Source organism: Bacillus sp. FSL K6-0268, from assembly GCF_038005425.1.
Taxonomy (GTDB): Bacteria; Bacillota; Bacilli; order Bacillales; family Bacillaceae_G; genus Bacillus_A; species Bacillus_A thuringiensis_S.
In genome coordinates this window covers 2,818,873-2,836,104 of record NZ_JBBOTF010000001.1, presented here as the reverse complement: position 1 = coordinate 2,836,104, position 17,232 = coordinate 2,818,873, and the positions used below count along the sequence as shown (strand labels likewise).

Sequence of the window (17,232 nt, the reverse complement as noted above, 5' to 3'; positions counted from 1 at the left end):
TTCTTAGGAATCGGCTCTTCATTATTTTTGGGAGGAGAGAAGTCTTATGCAAAGAGTAGATGTCGTATACGCACTAATACATGACGAGGAAACAGATAAAATATTAATGGTACATAATGCAGAACAAAACGTTTGGTCATTGCCAGGTGGGGCTGTGGAAAAAGGTGAAATATTAGAGGAAGCACTAATAAGAGAAGTGAAAGAAGAGACAGGTTTAATTGCTACGTTAGGTGGACTTGTTGCGATCAATGAAAAATTCTTTGAGGAATCAGGGAATCATGCACTATTTTTTACATTCCGAGCGAATGTAGTAAAAGGTGAACTTATTGCGGAAGATGAAGGTGAAATTTCTGCAATAGAGTGGGTGGATCGAACAATTGCGAATGAGCGCTTCCCATACTATGACGGAGGATTTGAATCCTTATTAGAAGTAGCCATTCCATATAAGTTTCAACCAGAAACAAAGTAATTGAATGAAAAAACAGGAGCCACAAGGCTCCTATCTTCTATTCAATCGTCTTCAGTAATAATTTTTTCAGTAATGGTTTAATCTTCAATCGTAAATCTTCAGCATGATTTGCAACTAAGAAGTGATGGTTATAAATGTTCTTCATCAATTGATAAGTTGCTTCTTTTGCCTCGCCTTCTTCGATGAAGATACCGATTACTTCCATGCCACTTTTACGCGCGAGTTTAACAGCTTCATGCGTATCTAAAATTCCATCTTGTTGATAGTCTAGCGCAGAAGGCTCACCATCTGTGAAGACTAGTAAGAATTTATGTTTCTCAGGTCTTTTTGCAAGCTTTTCAGAAACGATACGAATAATATATCCGTCGCGGTTATCTTCTTCTTCACGAAGTTGCATAATTTCCGGACCAACGTTTGGTAACGTTGAGTTTTTATAATTTACAACTTCATGGATAACGTTCGGCTTATCTTCAGGTTTAGCGCTAGAGGCATCTTCCCAAAATCCGCTAATAGCGTGCGGGATTTTTAAAGATTTTAAAGCTTCATGGAATAGTACAACACTCTTCTTCGTCTCTTCCATTTTGTTATACATAGAACCAGAACAGTCAACTAACAGTTGGAATGCAACATCGAGTTCTTGTGACTCTTGTCCTTTTTTATAAAACATACGCGGTTGTTTTTCGGTATAAATACGAAGGAATTTTTTGCGAAGCCTTCCGTAATATTTATCACTATTCGCATTCGTTTTATTTTCAATCGTTTTTTCGATAATTTTCTTTAATTCTTTTACATCTTTATTGACGACTGATTTGATAGCTTGGTAATCTTTTTTCTCATCGATATTTGCTTTGCGAGCTTCTTTAAATGTATGAGAAGCACCTACATTATACTTACCGTATGCACCGTCGTGCTGGCTAGAAGCGTGTGAAGCTCTTGCTTCTTCTGTATCAGCGCCATCAAAGTTGGATTGTGTACTTTTTTGAGAAGTACCTTGTACAGAACCAAGTGCTTGGTCGCCATCTTCTGATTCACGAGCAGTATCGCCCATCATGTTTGTTTTTGTTCCGCTTTCTAATTCAAAGCGTAAAAAGTTCTCGTTTTCGTTATTTTTATTTTCACGATGCCATGTGGAGAAACTTTCATCCATTTTGTTTTTATTTTCATCGTCATCTATAAGCTGTGTATCATCATTTGCTAAATCTTCGACGCGACAGTTCTTTTCGTCTGCAAGAACAGATAAGTAAAGTGGAGCATGTCCGAAATAGTTGTTAAGCATATCACTTTCAAGAAGCGCCTCTAAGCGATAGCGAATTTTCTCAACGACATACATAATATCTTCTGTATTACGTGCTTGGAATGTTTCATGTAAAATCGCTTCAATTTGCTCAAAATATTCATTATTAAACATTTCATATTTATCGCTCGTTAATGAAAGATAGCATAGGCAAAACAAACGATCACCGTGATAATTACGAACGCGGTTTATTTCATTTTGAGAGCCGAAATAATTGCGGTACATTTCTTTTCGGCGTTTAAAAATATGCTTCGTGCCAGGACGTAAGTTCTTTACGATTTCCTCAACGCGTAAATCTTCTAATAGAACAAATAATTGTGTTAAAAACTTTTTTAGGGGCGATTCTTGCAATTCAATCGCATAAGAACGAATTAAAGTCATGTCCGAGTAATGTTTATTACCAAGTGCTTTTAAGAACACTTCGCTTTTTAATCCGATTACTGTATCTTCTTCTTTTCGATCATCCCAAAAGTGACTAATGACAACTTTCTTTTCAATTTCGTCGTAGTATGCTTTATAGCCATATTCAAGATAGGCATCGTCTTCTTTTAGAAGGGCATACATTAAGTTTTCCATTTGTAGAAACAGCGACGCATCAATTTTTTTGTCACTAAAAATTTGTCTCATAAATTATCCCTCAAAGAAATAACTTTCTGCTAATTCACGGACAGTCATTTGTTCTGTTTCATCATTAAGTTTTGCAATTATGCTTCGTTCAATAGCGCGCATAACAGGAATATATACACCTAAATCACATGCGTCGATAATACCACGAATACTTGCTGCTTCTTCACTTACACGTCCATCGCGAGCTAAAGGCATAAGGTCGCTTGCAAATGCAACAAACTTTTCAATTGTTGCAACATCATTTAATTTTGATTCTGCTAATAATAGTTCTTTTAATGTGTCACCTTGAATGTAAGGAACTTCAATAATAACAAAACGGTTTTTTAATGCTTCATTTAGTTCACTTGTTCCAACGTAACCTTCGTTAATCGCAGCAATTACACGGTATTCTTCATCACCGTATACAACCTCTTGTGTAAATGGGTTTGTGATCATTTTACGGTAATCTAATGCGCCGTGAAGTAGCGGTAAAGTTTCAGGTTTTGCCATATTGATTTCGTCAATATATAGGAAGTGACCGTTCTTCATTGCTTTCATAAGAGGACCGTTAACGAATGAAACTTCAGATGCACCATCTTTCGTTTGTAGTGTGTTGTATCCTAAAATACCTTCTACATCTAAGTCGACAGAGCAGTTAATGCTATGCATTGGTTTTTGAAATAAAGAAGAAAGAGTTTCCGCTAGTACTGTTTTACCACTACCAGTCGGTCCTTTTAATAGAATGTTCTTGCCAAGAAGAAGTGCTGTAATCGCATCTTCGATAATGCTGTTATCAGATGCTTTATATATTTTAGTACCGATTAAATGAGCATTTTCACCAGCTTCTTGTTTATTCTTTTCATGAATCGTAGAAAGCTGCTGTTTTAAATCAGAATGTATATGAAATTGTTCTAACATGTATTTCCCACCTAACATTATTTTCATAAAGTAATACATCTTATGATAACTTGTTTTAATATGGTATGCAAAGAAAAGGAAGGAGGATAAAGGGAAAAGAAAAAGCAATCAAGATGAAGTTGATTGCTTACAGTAAAGGAGAAATGAGCCTCATGAAAGACTCCAATATGCGTTTTTTTATACTTCTTTTTTGGAAAGAGTTCCATTTAATTTCAGTTGAATGTTTAAAATCTTTTTCAAAATCACGTTTAATATCGTGAACTGTTTTTGATTCATAAAGTACGCTAATAATTTCGTAATTCAATTCAAAGCTACGTACATCCATGTTCGCTGTTCCGATAGTTGCAATTGTATCATCAACGAGTACAATTTTTGCATGCATAAAACCATCTTTATAACTGTAAATAGAAGCACCAGCTTTTAAAAGTGGAGTGAAATAGGATTGAGATGCTTGATCACTAATGATGCTATCACTTTTACCTGGATATAAAATCCGTACATCTATTCCGGCAATTGCACTTAAGCGTAATAATGTTAAAGTTTCTTGATCTGGAATAAAGTAGGGTGTAGCGATCCAAATGGATTTTTTTGCAGAGCCCATAACAGCTAATAATGTATTACGAATACTTTTATCATCGGAGCTTGGTCCGCTTGCTACGATTTGAACAGCACCTTCTGCATGTGAAATCTCTTTACCTGGGAAGTATTGTCTATTCATGAATTGATCCCAGGAATAAGTATTTAAACCACTAGAGGCATAGAGCCAGTCTTCTAGAAAGATTGCTTGTAATTTATATAATGCTTTTCCTTCTATTTTTAGATGACTATCACGCCAAACAGGAAATTTCTTTGAACGGCCAAGATATTCATCACCGACATTGAGTCCTCCGGTAAAACCAATTTCTCCATCTACAATAACAATTTTTCGATGGTTACGATAATTGACAGTTTCAAGTAACCAAGCTGAAAAAATAGGGTCAAATTCTACAATTTCAATCCCAGCTTCTTTCATAGGTTGCAAAAATCGTCTTCTTAACGTGTTACTTCCAAGACCATCATAAAGGAAGCGTACAATAACACCATCTTTTGCTTTTTGTATTAAAGCATCTCGAACTTTTGTACCAATTTCATCAGATTTATAAATGTAGTATTGAATATGTATATGATGTTTTGCCTGCTCTATAGCTCGCAAAATTTCTGAAAATGTTTGATCTCCGTTTGTTAAAAGTTTTGTAGTTGTTTTATCTGCGGCAGGACCGCCTCCAAATTTTTGTATGACTTCTGTTAAATGTATGGAACGTTCATTTAGTGGGACTGTGAGTAATAACTCTAGTCTTCTTCCTTCTAATATTTCACGGAATAATTTTCTTTGTTCTTCTGAACGATGGAGATGTTTTTTTCTTCTCCAGCGGCTGCGCCCGAAAATAGCGTATAAAAGCACACCTATAATAGGAAGAAGTGCTAATACTAAAAACCATGCCAATGTGCTTTGTGGAGATCTATTTTCTATAAAGATAACGAATGAAATTCCTACGATTGTGATGGACCATAGAGCACCGACAAATGTATATAACGAAATATACGATGTATTTAATAGGAACAGAACGATAGATACAATTGTAAATATTAATAGTAACTGAACGATAGGCTTCTTCATTTCTATATAATTCCCCTAATCTTTTTTCAATATAGATTTCTTAAATAGAAGATGTAATATGACATCTTTATTATAAGGTGTTTTGCTTTTTTTACAAAATATAGACATTTCACCTATACTTTCCGCATTTGTCCTACATACAGTGTACTATCACATTTTTATCCCACTCTTAATGCATATGAAAATGAAAAAATCGAAAAGGAGCGGAGAAACATGAATTATATAGAAAATAATGGATTGTATTATCGGAATCATCATCATGGAGGACACAATCATGGTGGGCACAATCATAACGGCGGACATCATCACCATGGAGGACACAATCACCATGATCACCATCATCATCACGGAGGCGGATGGGGCTGGGGGGGGAGTTCATGGGGAGGCGGATTTTTCCCTGGAAGCTTTGCAGGAGGAGTGTTAGGTGGACTGACAGCTGGCGCATTAACGGGTGCAGCAAGTGGAGGGTATTATCCAGCGCCATATCCAGTAACTTATCCATCACCATACCCTGTAACGTATCCAATGCCATACCCAGGTTATCAGCAAATACCATATTCGTATTAAACTAAAAAAGAGGCTACCCTCTTTTTTAGTTTAATACGGTATTTATTTATAAAATACTTCCAAAATTAAGGTGAAAATATGTTAATATTTTGTTATTGTAATTCAAAAACATATACATTAATGTAGATTTTCATATTATTATTCGTGAATAGTTATGTAGTATGGTCTAATTTCTATTTTGTTATTAAAGAGTAAAGAGATCAGATGTGAATGGTATTAGTTAGAAACAGGGCTTGGATAGAGCCACTTAAAAGGATTGCAGTATAATAAGGTGCGAAATAATTAGGGAGATGAGAAGCTACTAGTTATAATTGAAACGGTATAATATTGCTTTTTATTACAAATAATATTATGTTATTTTAATCGGTCTATTTAAAAAGATAATTTATGTAATGGGCTAGTATTAGAAAATGAAATATCTCTATTTCTATGAAGAGAAACAGGTTGTGTTTTAGTCAGATAGGAAGCAAGGAGAGATGCGCATGCTAGAACAGAGAGGTCATGCATTATATGACTCTTCATTGCGAGATTTAAAGTTAGCATTAGATGAGTCTTCAATTGTTGCAATTACAGATCGAAAAGGTCTTATTACATATGTAAATGATAAATTTTGTGAAATCTCTAAATACAAAAGAGAAGAATTAATTGGAAAAGATCACCGTATTTTAAATTCAGGACATCATCCGAAAACCTTTTTTCAAAACTTATGGAAACGTATTTTGAATGGGAAAGTATGGACAGGTGAGATTCGGAATCGAGCAAAAGATGGTACATATTATTGGGTCAAAACAACAATTGTTCCATTTTTAAATGAAAAAGGAGAGCCATACCAGTTTATCGCAATTCGAAATGATATTAGTAGTAGAAAAGAAGCAGAACATAGATTGCGGCTAAGTGAAAGTCGTTATAGGGAACTTGCCTATCATGATGCTTTAACCAGTTTGCCGAACCGTTTGCAATTAATAACAACCGTTAATAAATTGATTGCAGATAAAAAAGAATTTGGTATGATTTACTTTGATTTGGACCGTTTTAAATTAGTAAATGATACGTTAGGTCATATGATAGGGGACTTACTTTTAAGCGAAGTCGCTTCACGGTTGCATTATGTACTAGGAGAGAAAGATGTTCTGGCTAGGCTAGGTGGCGACGAATTTGTGCTGTTAACAAAAAATCATAGGCAAGATGATATGAGTCAGTTAGCGACATCTGTGTTGTCATGTTTTCAGGCACCATTTATGTTGGAAGGCCATGAAGTATACATTTCAGCTAGTCTAGGACTTTGTTCTTATCCACAAGACGGACTAGACGTGGAAACGTTATTGAAAAACTCTGACTTAGCTATGTATAGTGCAAAAGAACAAGGTAGAAACGCTGCATGTTTCTTTACAGATGAGCTACGGGCGAAAATAAATCGTAGAATGAAAGTTGAGTTTGCTTTGCAAAAGGCAATTCGTGATGAAGAGTTAGATGTAGCATTGCAGCCTATTATTGATTTGAAAACGAAGAGATATTCTGGTATAGAAGCTTTAGTACGCTGTATGACAGAAGACGGCCCCATTGCACCAAGCGAATTTATCCCGGTAGCTGAAGAGTCTGGACTTATTATAAAGCTAGGAGACTGGGTATTAGAAAAATCGTGCCGATTGTTTAAAACATTGCCAAATTATCAAGAAGGACTAAAGTTATCTGTGAATTTATCTATACAACAATTAATGCAGAAACGTTTTATTTTGTCTGTACGTAGCATTTTAAAGAGAACTGGTTTTCCTCCGAACCGTTTAATATTAGAAATAACGGAAAGCATTGCAGTCCGCCATTTTGATTATATTATTGCTACATTACAAGAATTAAGAAATATGGGTGTTTTAATTGCTTTGGATGATTTCGGAACTGGCTATTCTTCCTTATATTATTTAAAACAACTACCACTGGATATTGTGAAAATTGATCGTAATTTTATTCGTGAATTTCATTATGATCACGCGCAACCAGAACGAACAATTGTAAAATCTGTTATTGAAATTGCTCATAGTTTAAATTTAGCAGTAGTTGCTGAAGGGGTAGAAACAGTAGAGCAAGAGAGTTTGTTACAATCAATGAGCTGTGATTATGTACAGGGATTTTATTATGCGAAACCTTTATCTGTAGGAGAGTTAAAAGAAAAGTTAATTACAGATTTTTAATAAAAAAGAGAAGCCAGCAGCTTCTCTTTATTTAATCCGTTTTTTGTGAGTCTTTCATTAGTACTGGATAAAGAATAAGACCTAATACGAACAATCCAATTCCTAAGAAGAACGTTTTTAAATCAGCAGTTCCCGTTTTGATAACCCAAATTGAGTATACAAATGCTAATGTAGTGATGATCCCGTCCTTTATTCGAGAACCAGGCATTATATCATACGTTTCTCCTGTAATAACCAGTTTGAATTGGTACAGAGTAGAAACTAGGTATGGAATTAAATAGGCTAATGTTGCTACGACAATAGCGAAACTATACGCTTCTGAAACAGTACCAGAAATCGTTGAAAATAAGAAAATTTGCGTCATTACATTTGTAATCAATAATGATTTTGAAGGACTACCTTTTTTATTTGTTTTCCCGAAAAACTTAGGGAAAAGTCCATTCTTTGCTGCCTGGTAAGGTACTTCTGAACTAACAACAATCCAACCAACTGTAGATCCAAATAAAGATATAAGAGCGAGTAAAGCCATGATATATGCGCCTTTATTTCCAATTGCTAAATTTAATGCGTCTACTAATGGTTTTTGAGACTCTTTTAAAGCATCTTGCGGAAGAGCTCCCATTGTAAGTAAAGTAATTGACATGTAAATAAGAAGAGCGATAATTAATCCGAAAATCGTAGCTTTTTTTACATCGCGCTGTGATTTTGCACGATTAGAAAGCATAACTGCTGATTCAATACCGATAAATGCCCAGAGTGTTGCAATAGCAGCTGAATTGATTTGTCCACCTAACGAGATGGATTGTCCTGCTTCATTCATAAAGGTTTGACCGTCTCCGAAATTAGAGGCATTGAAAATGAATAATGTAATTACAATAAACATTGTAAATCCGATAATTTTTGCAATGGTAGCAAGTAGATTCATATTTCCAGCTCGATCAATATTTTGAGAAAGAATATATTGAATTCCCCACAGCATAAGGCTACATACGAGGAAAGTTAATCCTTTTCCGAGTTCTAGTGAAAATCCGTTTATTGAAAAAAGAATTTGCTTACTTTGTAAAACTGGAAAGAATGTTGATAAATATCCAGCAAAGGAAATAATAACAGATGCTGTTGCAGCCCAGTTAGCAGCCCAATATCCCCATGCCATACTATATCCCGCAACTTTACCAGCTTTTTTTGAAGGAAACATCGCTTGAGCGTAGCTTTGTGGTCCAGCTTTTAATTCTGGTTTCCGAATCGCTAAATTTCCAAATACAAGTGCAATCATAAATACGCCAAGGCCTGTAATACTCCATGCGAGTGTAGAACCCATTGGCCCTGATACTTGTGCTAAATTTGCTGGAAGCATAAATACGCCACCGCCAACCATATTCCCGATAACAAATGCTGTTAAAACCCATAATCCCCATTTTTTCGTTTCCATTTTTGTTAACTCCTTTGTAGTAAGTTTTGCTTAAACATCATTTTTTACTAGCTTTTTGACAATAAAAAAAGAGCCATGTAGATAAAAAAATACCTACATGGCTCTTTCGCCAAAGCGTAGGTACAACGGGAATAACCCTTGTACCTACGCGTAATTTTTCCGCTAGGTTTCAAGGGTTACGTATGATGATGATGTTTTTGTGCAAATGAAACTACAGTTGTTGTATAAGTAAGCATAGTTCTTTGCTCCCTTTCTCCTCTGATTTTGAAGTTAGTATACTACATGTTTTTTTGAATGAAAAGAAAAATATAAAAATTTTTATAAAAATACGTTTTAAAGATTAAATATTTACCTATATTTTTCTTGTACTGGAAAATAAGTGAGAGATTGGCAGAAGAGTGAAGCATGTTATAATACATATAGAATTAGAAGGTGACAAGGGGCTATTGTAGATGATGAGTAAGTATGAACAAATTTATACAGAAATCAGTAAATCTATTGATAATAAACAATTAAAAGAGGGATGCAAAATCCCATCAGAAACAGAATTAATGAAGCAGTATGAGGCAAGCCGAGGCACGGTAAGAAAAGCTGTAGATTTACTGCAAGAGCGTGGATATGTGCAAAAAATTCATGGAAAAGGTGTTTTTGTTTTAAAGCGAAAAAATATTGAATTTAATTTTGGCGGTATTGTAAGTTTCCAAGAAGAAAATGAACGTTTAGGACGTCATTGTATTACGGAAGTTGTGGAAATGGACAAAGAAAAAGCCACAAAAGAAATTGCGAAATTATTAAATGTAAAAGAAAAAACAGAGATTGATCATATTAAACGTGTACGAAATATTGATGGAGAAAAAGTAATTTTAGATATAAATCATTTTGTATCTGAGTTTATTCCAGGATTAACGAAAGAAATTGCAACTGCATCGATTTATAAATACATTGAGAAAGAGCTTGGGCTACATATTAGTTATTCGCAGAGGGTAATTGAAGTACAGCCGTGTACAGAGGATGACAGAAAGTATTTAGATTTAAATGGAACAGACTATGTTGTCGTTGTGAAAAACTTTACACATTTGTATGATGGAAGTCAGTTTGAATACACAGAATCACGCCACCGTTTAGATATTTTTCACTTTTCGGATGTGGCACGCAGGAAGTAAAGAGGTGGAACAAAATATTGTTTCATCTCTTTTTTTATAAAAAAAAAACACAAACTCGTATATACGAGTGTTGACTAACTTATATATACGAGTTAATATGTAATTGTAAACGGTATCAAAAAAAGAAAAGAGGGACGGGAATATGGGGAAAGACTATCGTAAAACAGCAGAGGAAGTGTTGCAGTATATTGGTGGGAAAGACAATATTGAACAAGCTGCACATTGTGTGACGAGGCTCCGTATCGCTTTAAAAGATGAAAGTAAAATAGATAATGATAAATTACAGTCTGTTTCATTAGTGAAAGGAGCGTTTCATAACGCTGGTATATTTCAAGTTGTAATTGGTCCAGGGGATGTAGATCGTGTTTACGCTGAATTGATAACGCTTGCAGGTATGGAAGAATCGACTGTAGCTGACGTAAAAGATTCTGGAAATCAGAAGTTAAATCCAGCTCAAAAGTTTGTGAAAATATTTTCGGATGTATTTATGCCGATATTACCAGCGATCGTAACAGCTGGTTTACTAATGGGTATTAACAATCTATTAGGGGCAAAGGACTTATTTTTTGATGGGAAAAATTTATTAGATGTTTATCCGAACTTAGGCGGGCTTTGGGATTTAATTAATATGATGGCCAATACAGCATTCGTATTCTTACCAGCACTTGTCGGGTGGTCAGCAACGAAGCGTTTTGGTGGTAGTCCAATACTAGGGATTGTTATGGGATTAATGCTTGTGCACCCGGCCTTATTAAACGCTTGGGACTATGGAAAAGCAGCGACTGGTTTAGAGGGTCAAAAGATTGAGTACTTCAATATTTTAGGACTGTTCCAAATTGAGAAGGTAGGATATCAAGGACAAATTTTACCTGTTTTAGTAGCAGCTTTTGTATTAAGTAAAGTGGAAATTTTCTTAAAGAAACATGTACCAAATGCAATTCAATTATTAGTTGTACCAATTACAACAATCGTTGTGACAGGTGTGTTAGCATTAGGAATTATCGGTCCGGTTACACGTCATATTGGAGATTTATTAACAGTAGGATTAGTAGGTGTATATGAAACAGTACCAGTAGTTGGAGCAGTATTGTTTGGAGCATTATATGCACCGCTTGTAATTACAGGTATGCATCATATGTTTATTGCAATTGATTTACAATTGATTGCACAGCACGGTGGCACATTCATTTGGCCAATGATTGCTCTTTCTAACATTGCGCAAGGTAGTGCGGCACTTGCAATGTTCTGGATTTCTAAAAATCAAAATGATAAAAGTATGGCATCAACATCAGCCATTTCAGCATACTTCGGTATTACAGAACCAGCGATGTTTGGTGTGAATTTACGAAATAAGTTCCCGTTCTATGCAGCGATTATAGGGTCTGCTGTGGCAGCGATATTCATTACATTAAATGGTGTATTAGCACCTGCTATCGGAATTGGCGGATTGCCAGCATTTATTTCTATCATTCCGAAATCGATTCCAATGTTTATTGTAGGAATGATTATTGCAGTTGTAATCCCATTTACTTTAACATGGTTATTTGCAAAAAGAGTCAAACAGAAGTAGGAGGAAGTTAAACATGAAGGATTGGCATAAAAGTGTAGTCTATCAAATTTATCCGAAGAGCTTTAATAGCTATTACAATAAAGAAACCGGTGATATAAAAGGGGTTACAGAGAAACTAGATTATTTAAAAGAACTCGGAGTGGATTATATTTGGTTAACACCGATATACCAATCACCACAAAATGATAATGGATATGATGTAAGTGATTACTACAGCATTGATCCATCTTACGGAACGATGGAAGAGTTTGAGGAACTTTTAGCAGAAGCGAAAGTACGTAACATTGAAATTATGCTTGATATTGTTGTAAATCATAGTTCGACTGAACATAAGTGGTTTAAAGAAGCGAAGGAAGATAAAAATAGTCCATATCGTAATTACTATATTTGGCGTGATGAAAAAAATAATTGGCAGTCTAAGTTTGGTGGATCTGCTTGGAAATATGATGAGAAGACGGAGCAATATTATTTACATTTATTTGATGAAACACAAGCTGATTTAAATTGGGAAAATGAACAACTTCGCGAAGAAGTATATGATATGATGCGTTTTTGGCTGGATAAAGGGGTAACAGGATTCCGATTAGATGTCATTAACTTAATTTCAAAAGACCAATGTTTCTTAAACGATGAAGGTAATACTGCGACAAGTGATGGACGCAAGTATTATACAGATGGTCCGCGTGTTCATGAATATTTACAAGAGATGAACCGAAAAGTTTTTGCAGGAAAAGATGTAATTACAGTTGGAGAAATGTCATCTACGACAATTGATAATTGTATTAAATATTCTAATCCTGAGCGTAATGAACTGAGCATGACGTTTAGTTTCCATCATTTAAAAGTAGATTATCCGAATGGTGATAAGTGGACGAAAGCAGAGTTTGATTTTATTAAATTAAAAGAGATTATGTCTAACTGGCAAATTGAAATGCAAAAGGGCGGAGGATGGAATGCGTTATTTTGGTGTAATCATGACCAGCCTCGCATCGTGTCACGCTTTGGTGATGATGGAAAATACCGAAACGAATCTGCAAAAATGTTAGCGACAGCCATGCACATGCTGCAAGGAACGCCTTATATTTATCAAGGGGAAGAAATCGGTATGACGAATCCTAAATTTGAATCCATCGAGCAATATCGTGATGTGGAATCGTTAAATATATATGATATTAAGCTAAAAGAAGGGCTATCAAAAGAAGAGATTATAAGGATTTTAAAGCAGAAATCTCGTGACAACTCTCGTACTCCGATGCAGTGGAATGAAGAGATGAACAGTGGTTTTACAACAAGTACACCTTGGATTTCAGTGGCTGAAAACTTTACAGAAATAAACGTAGAGAAGGCATTAGAAGATAAAGAGTCTGTATTTTATCATTATAAAAAGTTAATAGAACTTAGAAAAACGTATGATGTAATTACAGAAGGAGAATATGCTATTTTGGATAAAAATGATCCTGAAATTTGGGCATATACTCGTACTACAGAAAGTGAAGTACTACTTGTTATAAATAACTTCTATGGAGAAGAAATAACGTACTCTGTACCAGCGCACGTTCAATTAGATGGAATGAAACAAGAAGTACTACTGTCGAATTATAAAGATGCCAGCAAGGATATTGCAAAACTTAACTTAAGACCATATGAATCAATTGTGTATCGATATACGAAATAAAAAGGTTGTATGCCGCATGGGCATACAACCTTTTTATTTTAAGACACCACTATACAAAATGCTTACTTCTACTTCAGGTTTAAACTTTACTTTTGCATAATCTTTATCCCAATTTTTTTTCCTCCATAACTCAGGGTGATAAGCGATAAGGTGTCTGCCGATACCGAAAGCATCACAGTTTGCTTTTTGTAGCTTTTTTGTTATTTGTTTCGCTTCTTTCGTGAGCTGTTTAGACAGTTCTTTATTTAGTTTTTCTCTGTCGTCCATTGTATACAGATTATCTCTTGGAGATTCAATTGCTATAACTTTTAGTTGGAGCTTAATGTGAGCATAAACATTTCCTTTTTTATCTGTTGTTATTTTTAAGTTTCGTTTTAATTTCTGATTGCTCACGTCAATGGTAATGTAGTCAGACGTATTAGATGAATCGCTATTTGTAAGCTTTTGGGTTATGCGAGCGCTCGTTCCCATTTTATCAGTTAGTAATACGAAGAGTACCGATTGTCGTGAAGGTAAAAGCCCAGTTAATTTATCCTTATTAAATAGAGCTATCCCATTGGTTACAACTTCTTTTCCTTTTAGCTTTATAGATGGGAGGGTGAAATCTTTGCCGGGATCTAACATTTTTGTAGCGGCTGTTTCCAAAGTTTCATTTGGAAATATGCTCATGTCCTCTAAGCTTTTAATTTTTTTCTTTAGAAAATCTCCAATTAGTAAATTTCCTACTTTCTTTTTTTCTAGTATTGCAGCTGTTTCACCATCTACTGAAATAAGTTTTACCAGAGCAGTGGGGTTTGTAGGGTCCCGAAAACTAATATCTAAATAAGGTAATATCCCCTTTTTTTGAATTTTTGTTCCCAATAGTTGCACACCGTATTTGAAATAGCGAATATTTCCAGTCACATTTTCTTTCAAAGTATCGCTAGTATCGCGTATGTTACGGCCGGTTGCTGAATGTATTTCATTTTCAAATGAAGATTGTTGGCTTCCTGAACTTCTTACAAGTTCAACCGTTTGCTGAAGTTGATTTTCTTCTGTAATATCAAATCCAATACTATAAGCTAATCTAGCCTCTCTTAAAGGCTCTTGATCCCAGCAACCAGAAAGAAGTGAGCTAGCACATAAGATACTACATAATTTAACTGTTTTTTTGTGCATATGGAGCTCCTTTCTTATTTCTTAATAAGGAATAAAGAAGAAATAAAAAAGGAAGAACGATAATGAAAATATAAGTGAATTTATCAGTGAAATTTGCAATCAATTTTAATTCTTCAGGTGTATCTATAAATAAGGCGATACTAAAAGAAATAACTCCAACAATTGGAACAGATTTTTTATGATTAGCAAGGTTGAATATATGCCCAATACCTATAGAAGCAGCAGCGTAACAACTAGCAATAGAAGCTACGACAGTTATCATCCAAATTGGTATGAATATTAAATCAGTACGGTCTACAATCCCAATATGTAAGGAGCGCAATAAGTAAGCAACTGGCTCTGGAATAAGCTCAACTTGCTTTGGACTAAATACGATAAAGCAAATCCAAACAGTAAAAGCATAAAAAAGAGTTACGAATCCGTTAGCGATAGAAATTGCCTTTAGTTTTGCAACAGCAGTCCCATTTACTTTAGGAAATGCGATGAGAAAGATTTCAAAACCATACATAGCTGTAATTGTTTCTTTCGATGCTTTAATAATATTCCACCATCCAGCCTCTGTAATGGGAAAAATATAAGAAAAATCAGCCCGTGAGAGCCCAAGTCCAATTAAAAGCGCCATAGGTAAAATGAGAATAGAGGCCATGACATAAAATCGTACAATTACTTTAAAGGTATTATAGGCTACGTAGCAACAAGCTATTGTAAATAATAGGAGAATTGCGTACCAAGGAGTTGCTTGTAAAATCCATATTTTAATGACGGTACATGCATTTAACATAACGGTCATACCGATAAGAGTAAAATAAAAAACATAAGAAAACCCTAATAGTTTTCCAAATTTATTACCAAACATCATACAAGCAATTTCATACATATTTGCATCAGGAAACCTTCTTAATAAAAACCACATGAGTAAAATGATAAGTTGAGTTGCCAGCCCCGCAATGAGAACAGAAATCCATCCACCACCTTTTGCTATTGGGTGAAGACGGTTTGGGAGAGAAAGTATACCAACCCCGATTTGACATTGGATAACGAAAAAGGTCAATTGAACAAGTGAAATTTTACTTTGCGTGTTTGTCACCGTTCTCATCCTCTCTCGTTACATGTTGTCGTTGCATTTTTTTTGGTTTTGAATCATGTGGTCGTTCCCAAAATGACCAAATTGGAAATCTTACAAAGGAATCTTTCATATCTTTTATCCGCATTGGTGCAAGAGGAGAAAGATATGGTGTATGAAAAGAATGAAGTTGACATAAATGAACGAAAGTTATAATTATGCCGAATGAAATCCCTACATAGCCGAATATAGCAGCAAGAACCATTAACGGGAAACGCAGAATCCGAACTGCTGAACTCATATCATTTGATGGTACGAGAAAAGAAGCAATTGCAGTTAAAGCTACAACGATAATCATTGTGTAAGAAACGAGTCCAGCTTTTACAATTGCATCCCCAATTACTAAACCGCCTACAATACCGATTGTTTGTCCAACGCGGCTCGGCAAACGAATACCAGCTTCTCGTAATAATTCGAAGATCAATTCCATTAAGAGAGCTTCAAAAATAGGAGGAAGTGGCACTTGTTCTAATGAGGCTTTAATTGTATAGACGAGTTCGAGTGGCAACACATCTGGATGAAAAGCGACGGTTGCGATATATATAGCTGGTAAGAGAAAGGCGATTAAGAAACTTACTAAGCGAATCATTCGGACGAAAGAACCGACGATCCAGCGGTTATTATAATCATCTGGTGATTGATAGAAGGCAAAGAGTGTAACAGGAACGATAAGTGCTGTTGGATCTCCATCTGATAAAATAGCGACTCGTCCCTCCATTAAATTAGCAGCAGTTCTATCTGGGCGCTCTGTATTTAATTGCTGTGGGAATGGTGAGAAAGACGTATCTTCTATAAATTCTTGTATGTAGCCTGGTGGCATGAGTGCGTCTGTCTTAATCATTTCTAATCTTCTTTTCACTTCTGCAACGAGATCGTCATTAGCTATATTTTGAATATAAGTAATTGCCACTTTCGTGTGCATTTCTTCACCAAGTGTGAAATATTTAACGACGACATTTGGACTTTTTATGAGTTTACGAATAGACGCTAAATTGGTTGCTAAATCTTCTACGAAACCAGTATGTGGTCCGCGTACAATCCCTTCATTATCAGGTTCTGTTATAGCTCTTTTTAAAGATAATGCTGTTTCAAAAGTACAAAAGCTTTCGACATGTTCATGGAAATATAAAGATTTACCTTGTAATAAAAGTTGTACACCGTAATTTAAATTCGTTTCTTTTTTCATATTTAATGTAGAAAATGCTTTATCTAAAGATAGATCAGATCGAGTTAATAAGGGTTCAAGAGCTAATTGATGAATTAAATTTGGGTCTGCTAAAGATTCGATATATAAAATTATTCCTTTTCCGTTTTGAAAAGGGATATCTAATTTTTTTAAAAGATAAGAAAGTATAAGTTTTTAAGCACGAATTGCTTCCTTGGAAAGCTTGTTATGTAAGGGATTTTGAACAATATT

Annotated in this window: 12 protein-coding genes and 1 pseudogene; 6 read left to right on the top strand and 7 right to left on the bottom strand. The window is 35.0% G+C overall.

What is annotated here, in order from left to right:
* The first annotated feature begins 46 nt into the window (after nt 1-46).
* Nucleotides 47-469 carry an NUDIX hydrolase gene (locus tag MHI28_RS14675; RefSeq protein ID WP_001189930.1) on the top strand — a complete coding sequence of 141 codons (423 nt, stop codon included), beginning with the start codon at nt 47-49 and terminating at the stop codon, nt 467-469.
* A gap of 37 nt (nt 470-506) precedes the next feature.
* Here the strand turns inward: MHI28_RS14675 and MHI28_RS14670 are convergent, their stop codons facing one another.
* The 3 genes from MHI28_RS14670 to MHI28_RS14660 all read right to left on the bottom strand — a co-directional run bounded on the left by MHI28_RS14670 (nt 507) and on the right by MHI28_RS14660 (nt 4,944).
* Nucleotides 507-2,390 carry a vWA domain-containing protein gene (locus MHI28_RS14670; protein WP_001248845.1) on the bottom strand — a complete coding sequence of 628 codons (1,884 nt, stop codon included), beginning with the start codon at nt 2,388-2,390 and terminating at the stop codon, nt 507-509.
* 3 nt (nt 2,391-2,393) lie between these two features.
* On the bottom strand, nt 2,394-3,287 hold the full coding sequence (locus MHI28_RS14665; protein ID WP_000892989.1) for an ATP-binding protein: 894 nt from the start codon (nt 3,285-3,287) through the stop codon (nt 2,394-2,396).
* A 127-nt stretch (nt 3,288-3,414) separates the two neighbouring features.
* Entirely contained in the window at nt 3,415-4,944 is a 1,530-nt protein-coding gene (locus MHI28_RS14660) for a cardiolipin synthase (protein ID WP_000743027.1), read from the bottom strand.
* A gap of 213 nt (nt 4,945-5,157) precedes the next feature.
* Between MHI28_RS14660 and MHI28_RS14655 the strand changes: the two genes are divergently transcribed.
* A complete protein-coding gene (locus MHI28_RS14655) occupies nt 5,158-5,511 on the top strand; it encodes a hypothetical protein (protein WP_001106404.1) in 354 nt (117 codons plus the stop codon).
* Between the two features lie 482 nt (nt 5,512-5,993).
* On the top strand, nt 5,994-7,697 hold the full coding sequence (locus MHI28_RS14650; RefSeq protein ID WP_000893348.1) for a putative bifunctional diguanylate cyclase/phosphodiesterase: 1,704 nt from the start codon (nt 5,994-5,996) through the stop codon (nt 7,695-7,697).
* 31 nt (nt 7,698-7,728) lie between these two features.
* On the opposite strand, the gene MHI28_RS14645 is transcribed toward MHI28_RS14650, so the two are convergent.
* Nucleotides 7,729-9,126 carry an amino acid permease gene (locus MHI28_RS14645; protein WP_000448446.1) on the bottom strand — a complete coding sequence of 466 codons (1,398 nt, stop codon included), beginning with the start codon at nt 9,124-9,126 and terminating at the stop codon, nt 7,729-7,731.
* 452 nt (nt 9,127-9,578) lie between these two features.
* Here MHI28_RS14645 and treR point away from each other — a divergent pair, with 452 nt between their 5' ends.
* From treR to treC, 3 genes are all read left to right on the top strand, one after another.
* A complete protein-coding gene (treR, locus tag MHI28_RS14640; protein ID WP_000987242.1) occupies nt 9,579-10,289 on the top strand; it encodes a trehalose operon repressor in 711 nt (236 codons plus the stop codon).
* Nucleotides 10,290-10,431: 142 nt separating this feature from the next.
* The gene (gene treP / locus MHI28_RS14635; RefSeq protein WP_000513939.1) at nt 10,432-11,859 is read left to right on the top strand and encodes a PTS system trehalose-specific EIIBC component; all 1,428 of its coding nucleotides are present in this window, start codon (nt 10,432-10,434) and stop codon (nt 11,857-11,859) included.
* Nucleotides 11,860-11,872: 13 nt separating this feature from the next.
* Nucleotides 11,873-13,534 (top strand): alpha,alpha-phosphotrehalase, encoded by a 1,662-nt coding sequence (gene treC / locus MHI28_RS14630; protein ID WP_000656108.1) that lies wholly within the window; start codon nt 11,873-11,875, stop codon nt 13,532-13,534.
* Nucleotides 13,535-13,567: 33 nt separating this feature from the next.
* Here the strand turns inward: treC and MHI28_RS14625 are convergent, their stop codons facing one another.
* The 3 genes and pseudogenes from MHI28_RS14625 to MHI28_RS14615 form a co-directional block, all read right to left on the bottom strand.
* Nucleotides 13,568-14,692, bottom strand: coding sequence for a Ger(x)C family spore germination protein (locus tag MHI28_RS14625; RefSeq protein ID WP_000549147.1), 1,125 nt, complete (start codon nt 14,690-14,692; stop codon nt 13,568-13,570).
* A complete protein-coding gene (locus MHI28_RS14620) occupies nt 14,673-15,779 on the bottom strand; it encodes a GerAB/ArcD/ProY family transporter (RefSeq protein ID WP_000185806.1) in 1,107 nt (368 codons plus the stop codon). The genes MHI28_RS14625 and MHI28_RS14620 overlap by 20 nt, the downstream gene beginning before the upstream one ends.
* Nucleotides 15,760-17,157 (bottom strand): annotated as a pseudogene (locus MHI28_RS14615) (spore germination protein); the annotation flags it as partial. The gene MHI28_RS14620 and the pseudogene MHI28_RS14615, both read right to left, overlap by 20 nt.
* Between the last annotated feature and the right edge of the window lie 75 nt (nt 17,158-17,232).

Excerpts from the sequence above, each read along its gene's own strand:
- MHI28_RS14675 (WP_001189930.1), top strand. The coding sequence starts at position 47 with ATGCAAAGAGTAGATGTCGTATACGCACTAATACATGACGAGGAAACA.
- MHI28_RS14670 (WP_001248845.1), bottom strand. The coding sequence starts at position 2,390 with ATGAGACAAATTTTTAGTGACAAAAAAATTGATGCGTCGCTGTTTCTA.
- MHI28_RS14665 (WP_000892989.1), bottom strand. The coding sequence starts at position 3,287 with ATGTTAGAACAATTTCATATACATTCTGATTTAAAACAGCAGCTTTCT.
- MHI28_RS14660 (WP_000743027.1), bottom strand. The coding sequence starts at position 4,944 with ATGAAGAAGCCTATCGTTCAGTTACTATTAATATTTACAATTGTATCT.
- MHI28_RS14655 (WP_001106404.1), top strand. The coding sequence starts at position 5,158 with ATGAATTATATAGAAAATAATGGATTGTATTATCGGAATCATCATCAT.
- MHI28_RS14650 (WP_000893348.1), top strand. The coding sequence starts at position 5,994 with ATGCTAGAACAGAGAGGTCATGCATTATATGACTCTTCATTGCGAGAT.
- MHI28_RS14645 (WP_000448446.1), bottom strand. The coding sequence starts at position 9,126 with ATGGAAACGAAAAAATGGGGATTATGGGTTTTAACAGCATTTGTTATC.
- treR (WP_000987242.1), top strand. The coding sequence starts at position 9,579 with ATGATGAGTAAGTATGAACAAATTTATACAGAAATCAGTAAATCTATT.
- treP (WP_000513939.1), top strand. The coding sequence starts at position 10,432 with ATGGGGAAAGACTATCGTAAAACAGCAGAGGAAGTGTTGCAGTATATT.
- treC (WP_000656108.1), top strand. The coding sequence starts at position 11,873 with ATGAAGGATTGGCATAAAAGTGTAGTCTATCAAATTTATCCGAAGAGC.
- MHI28_RS14625 (WP_000549147.1), bottom strand. The coding sequence starts at position 14,692 with ATGCACAAAAAAACAGTTAAATTATGTAGTATCTTATGTGCTAGCTCA.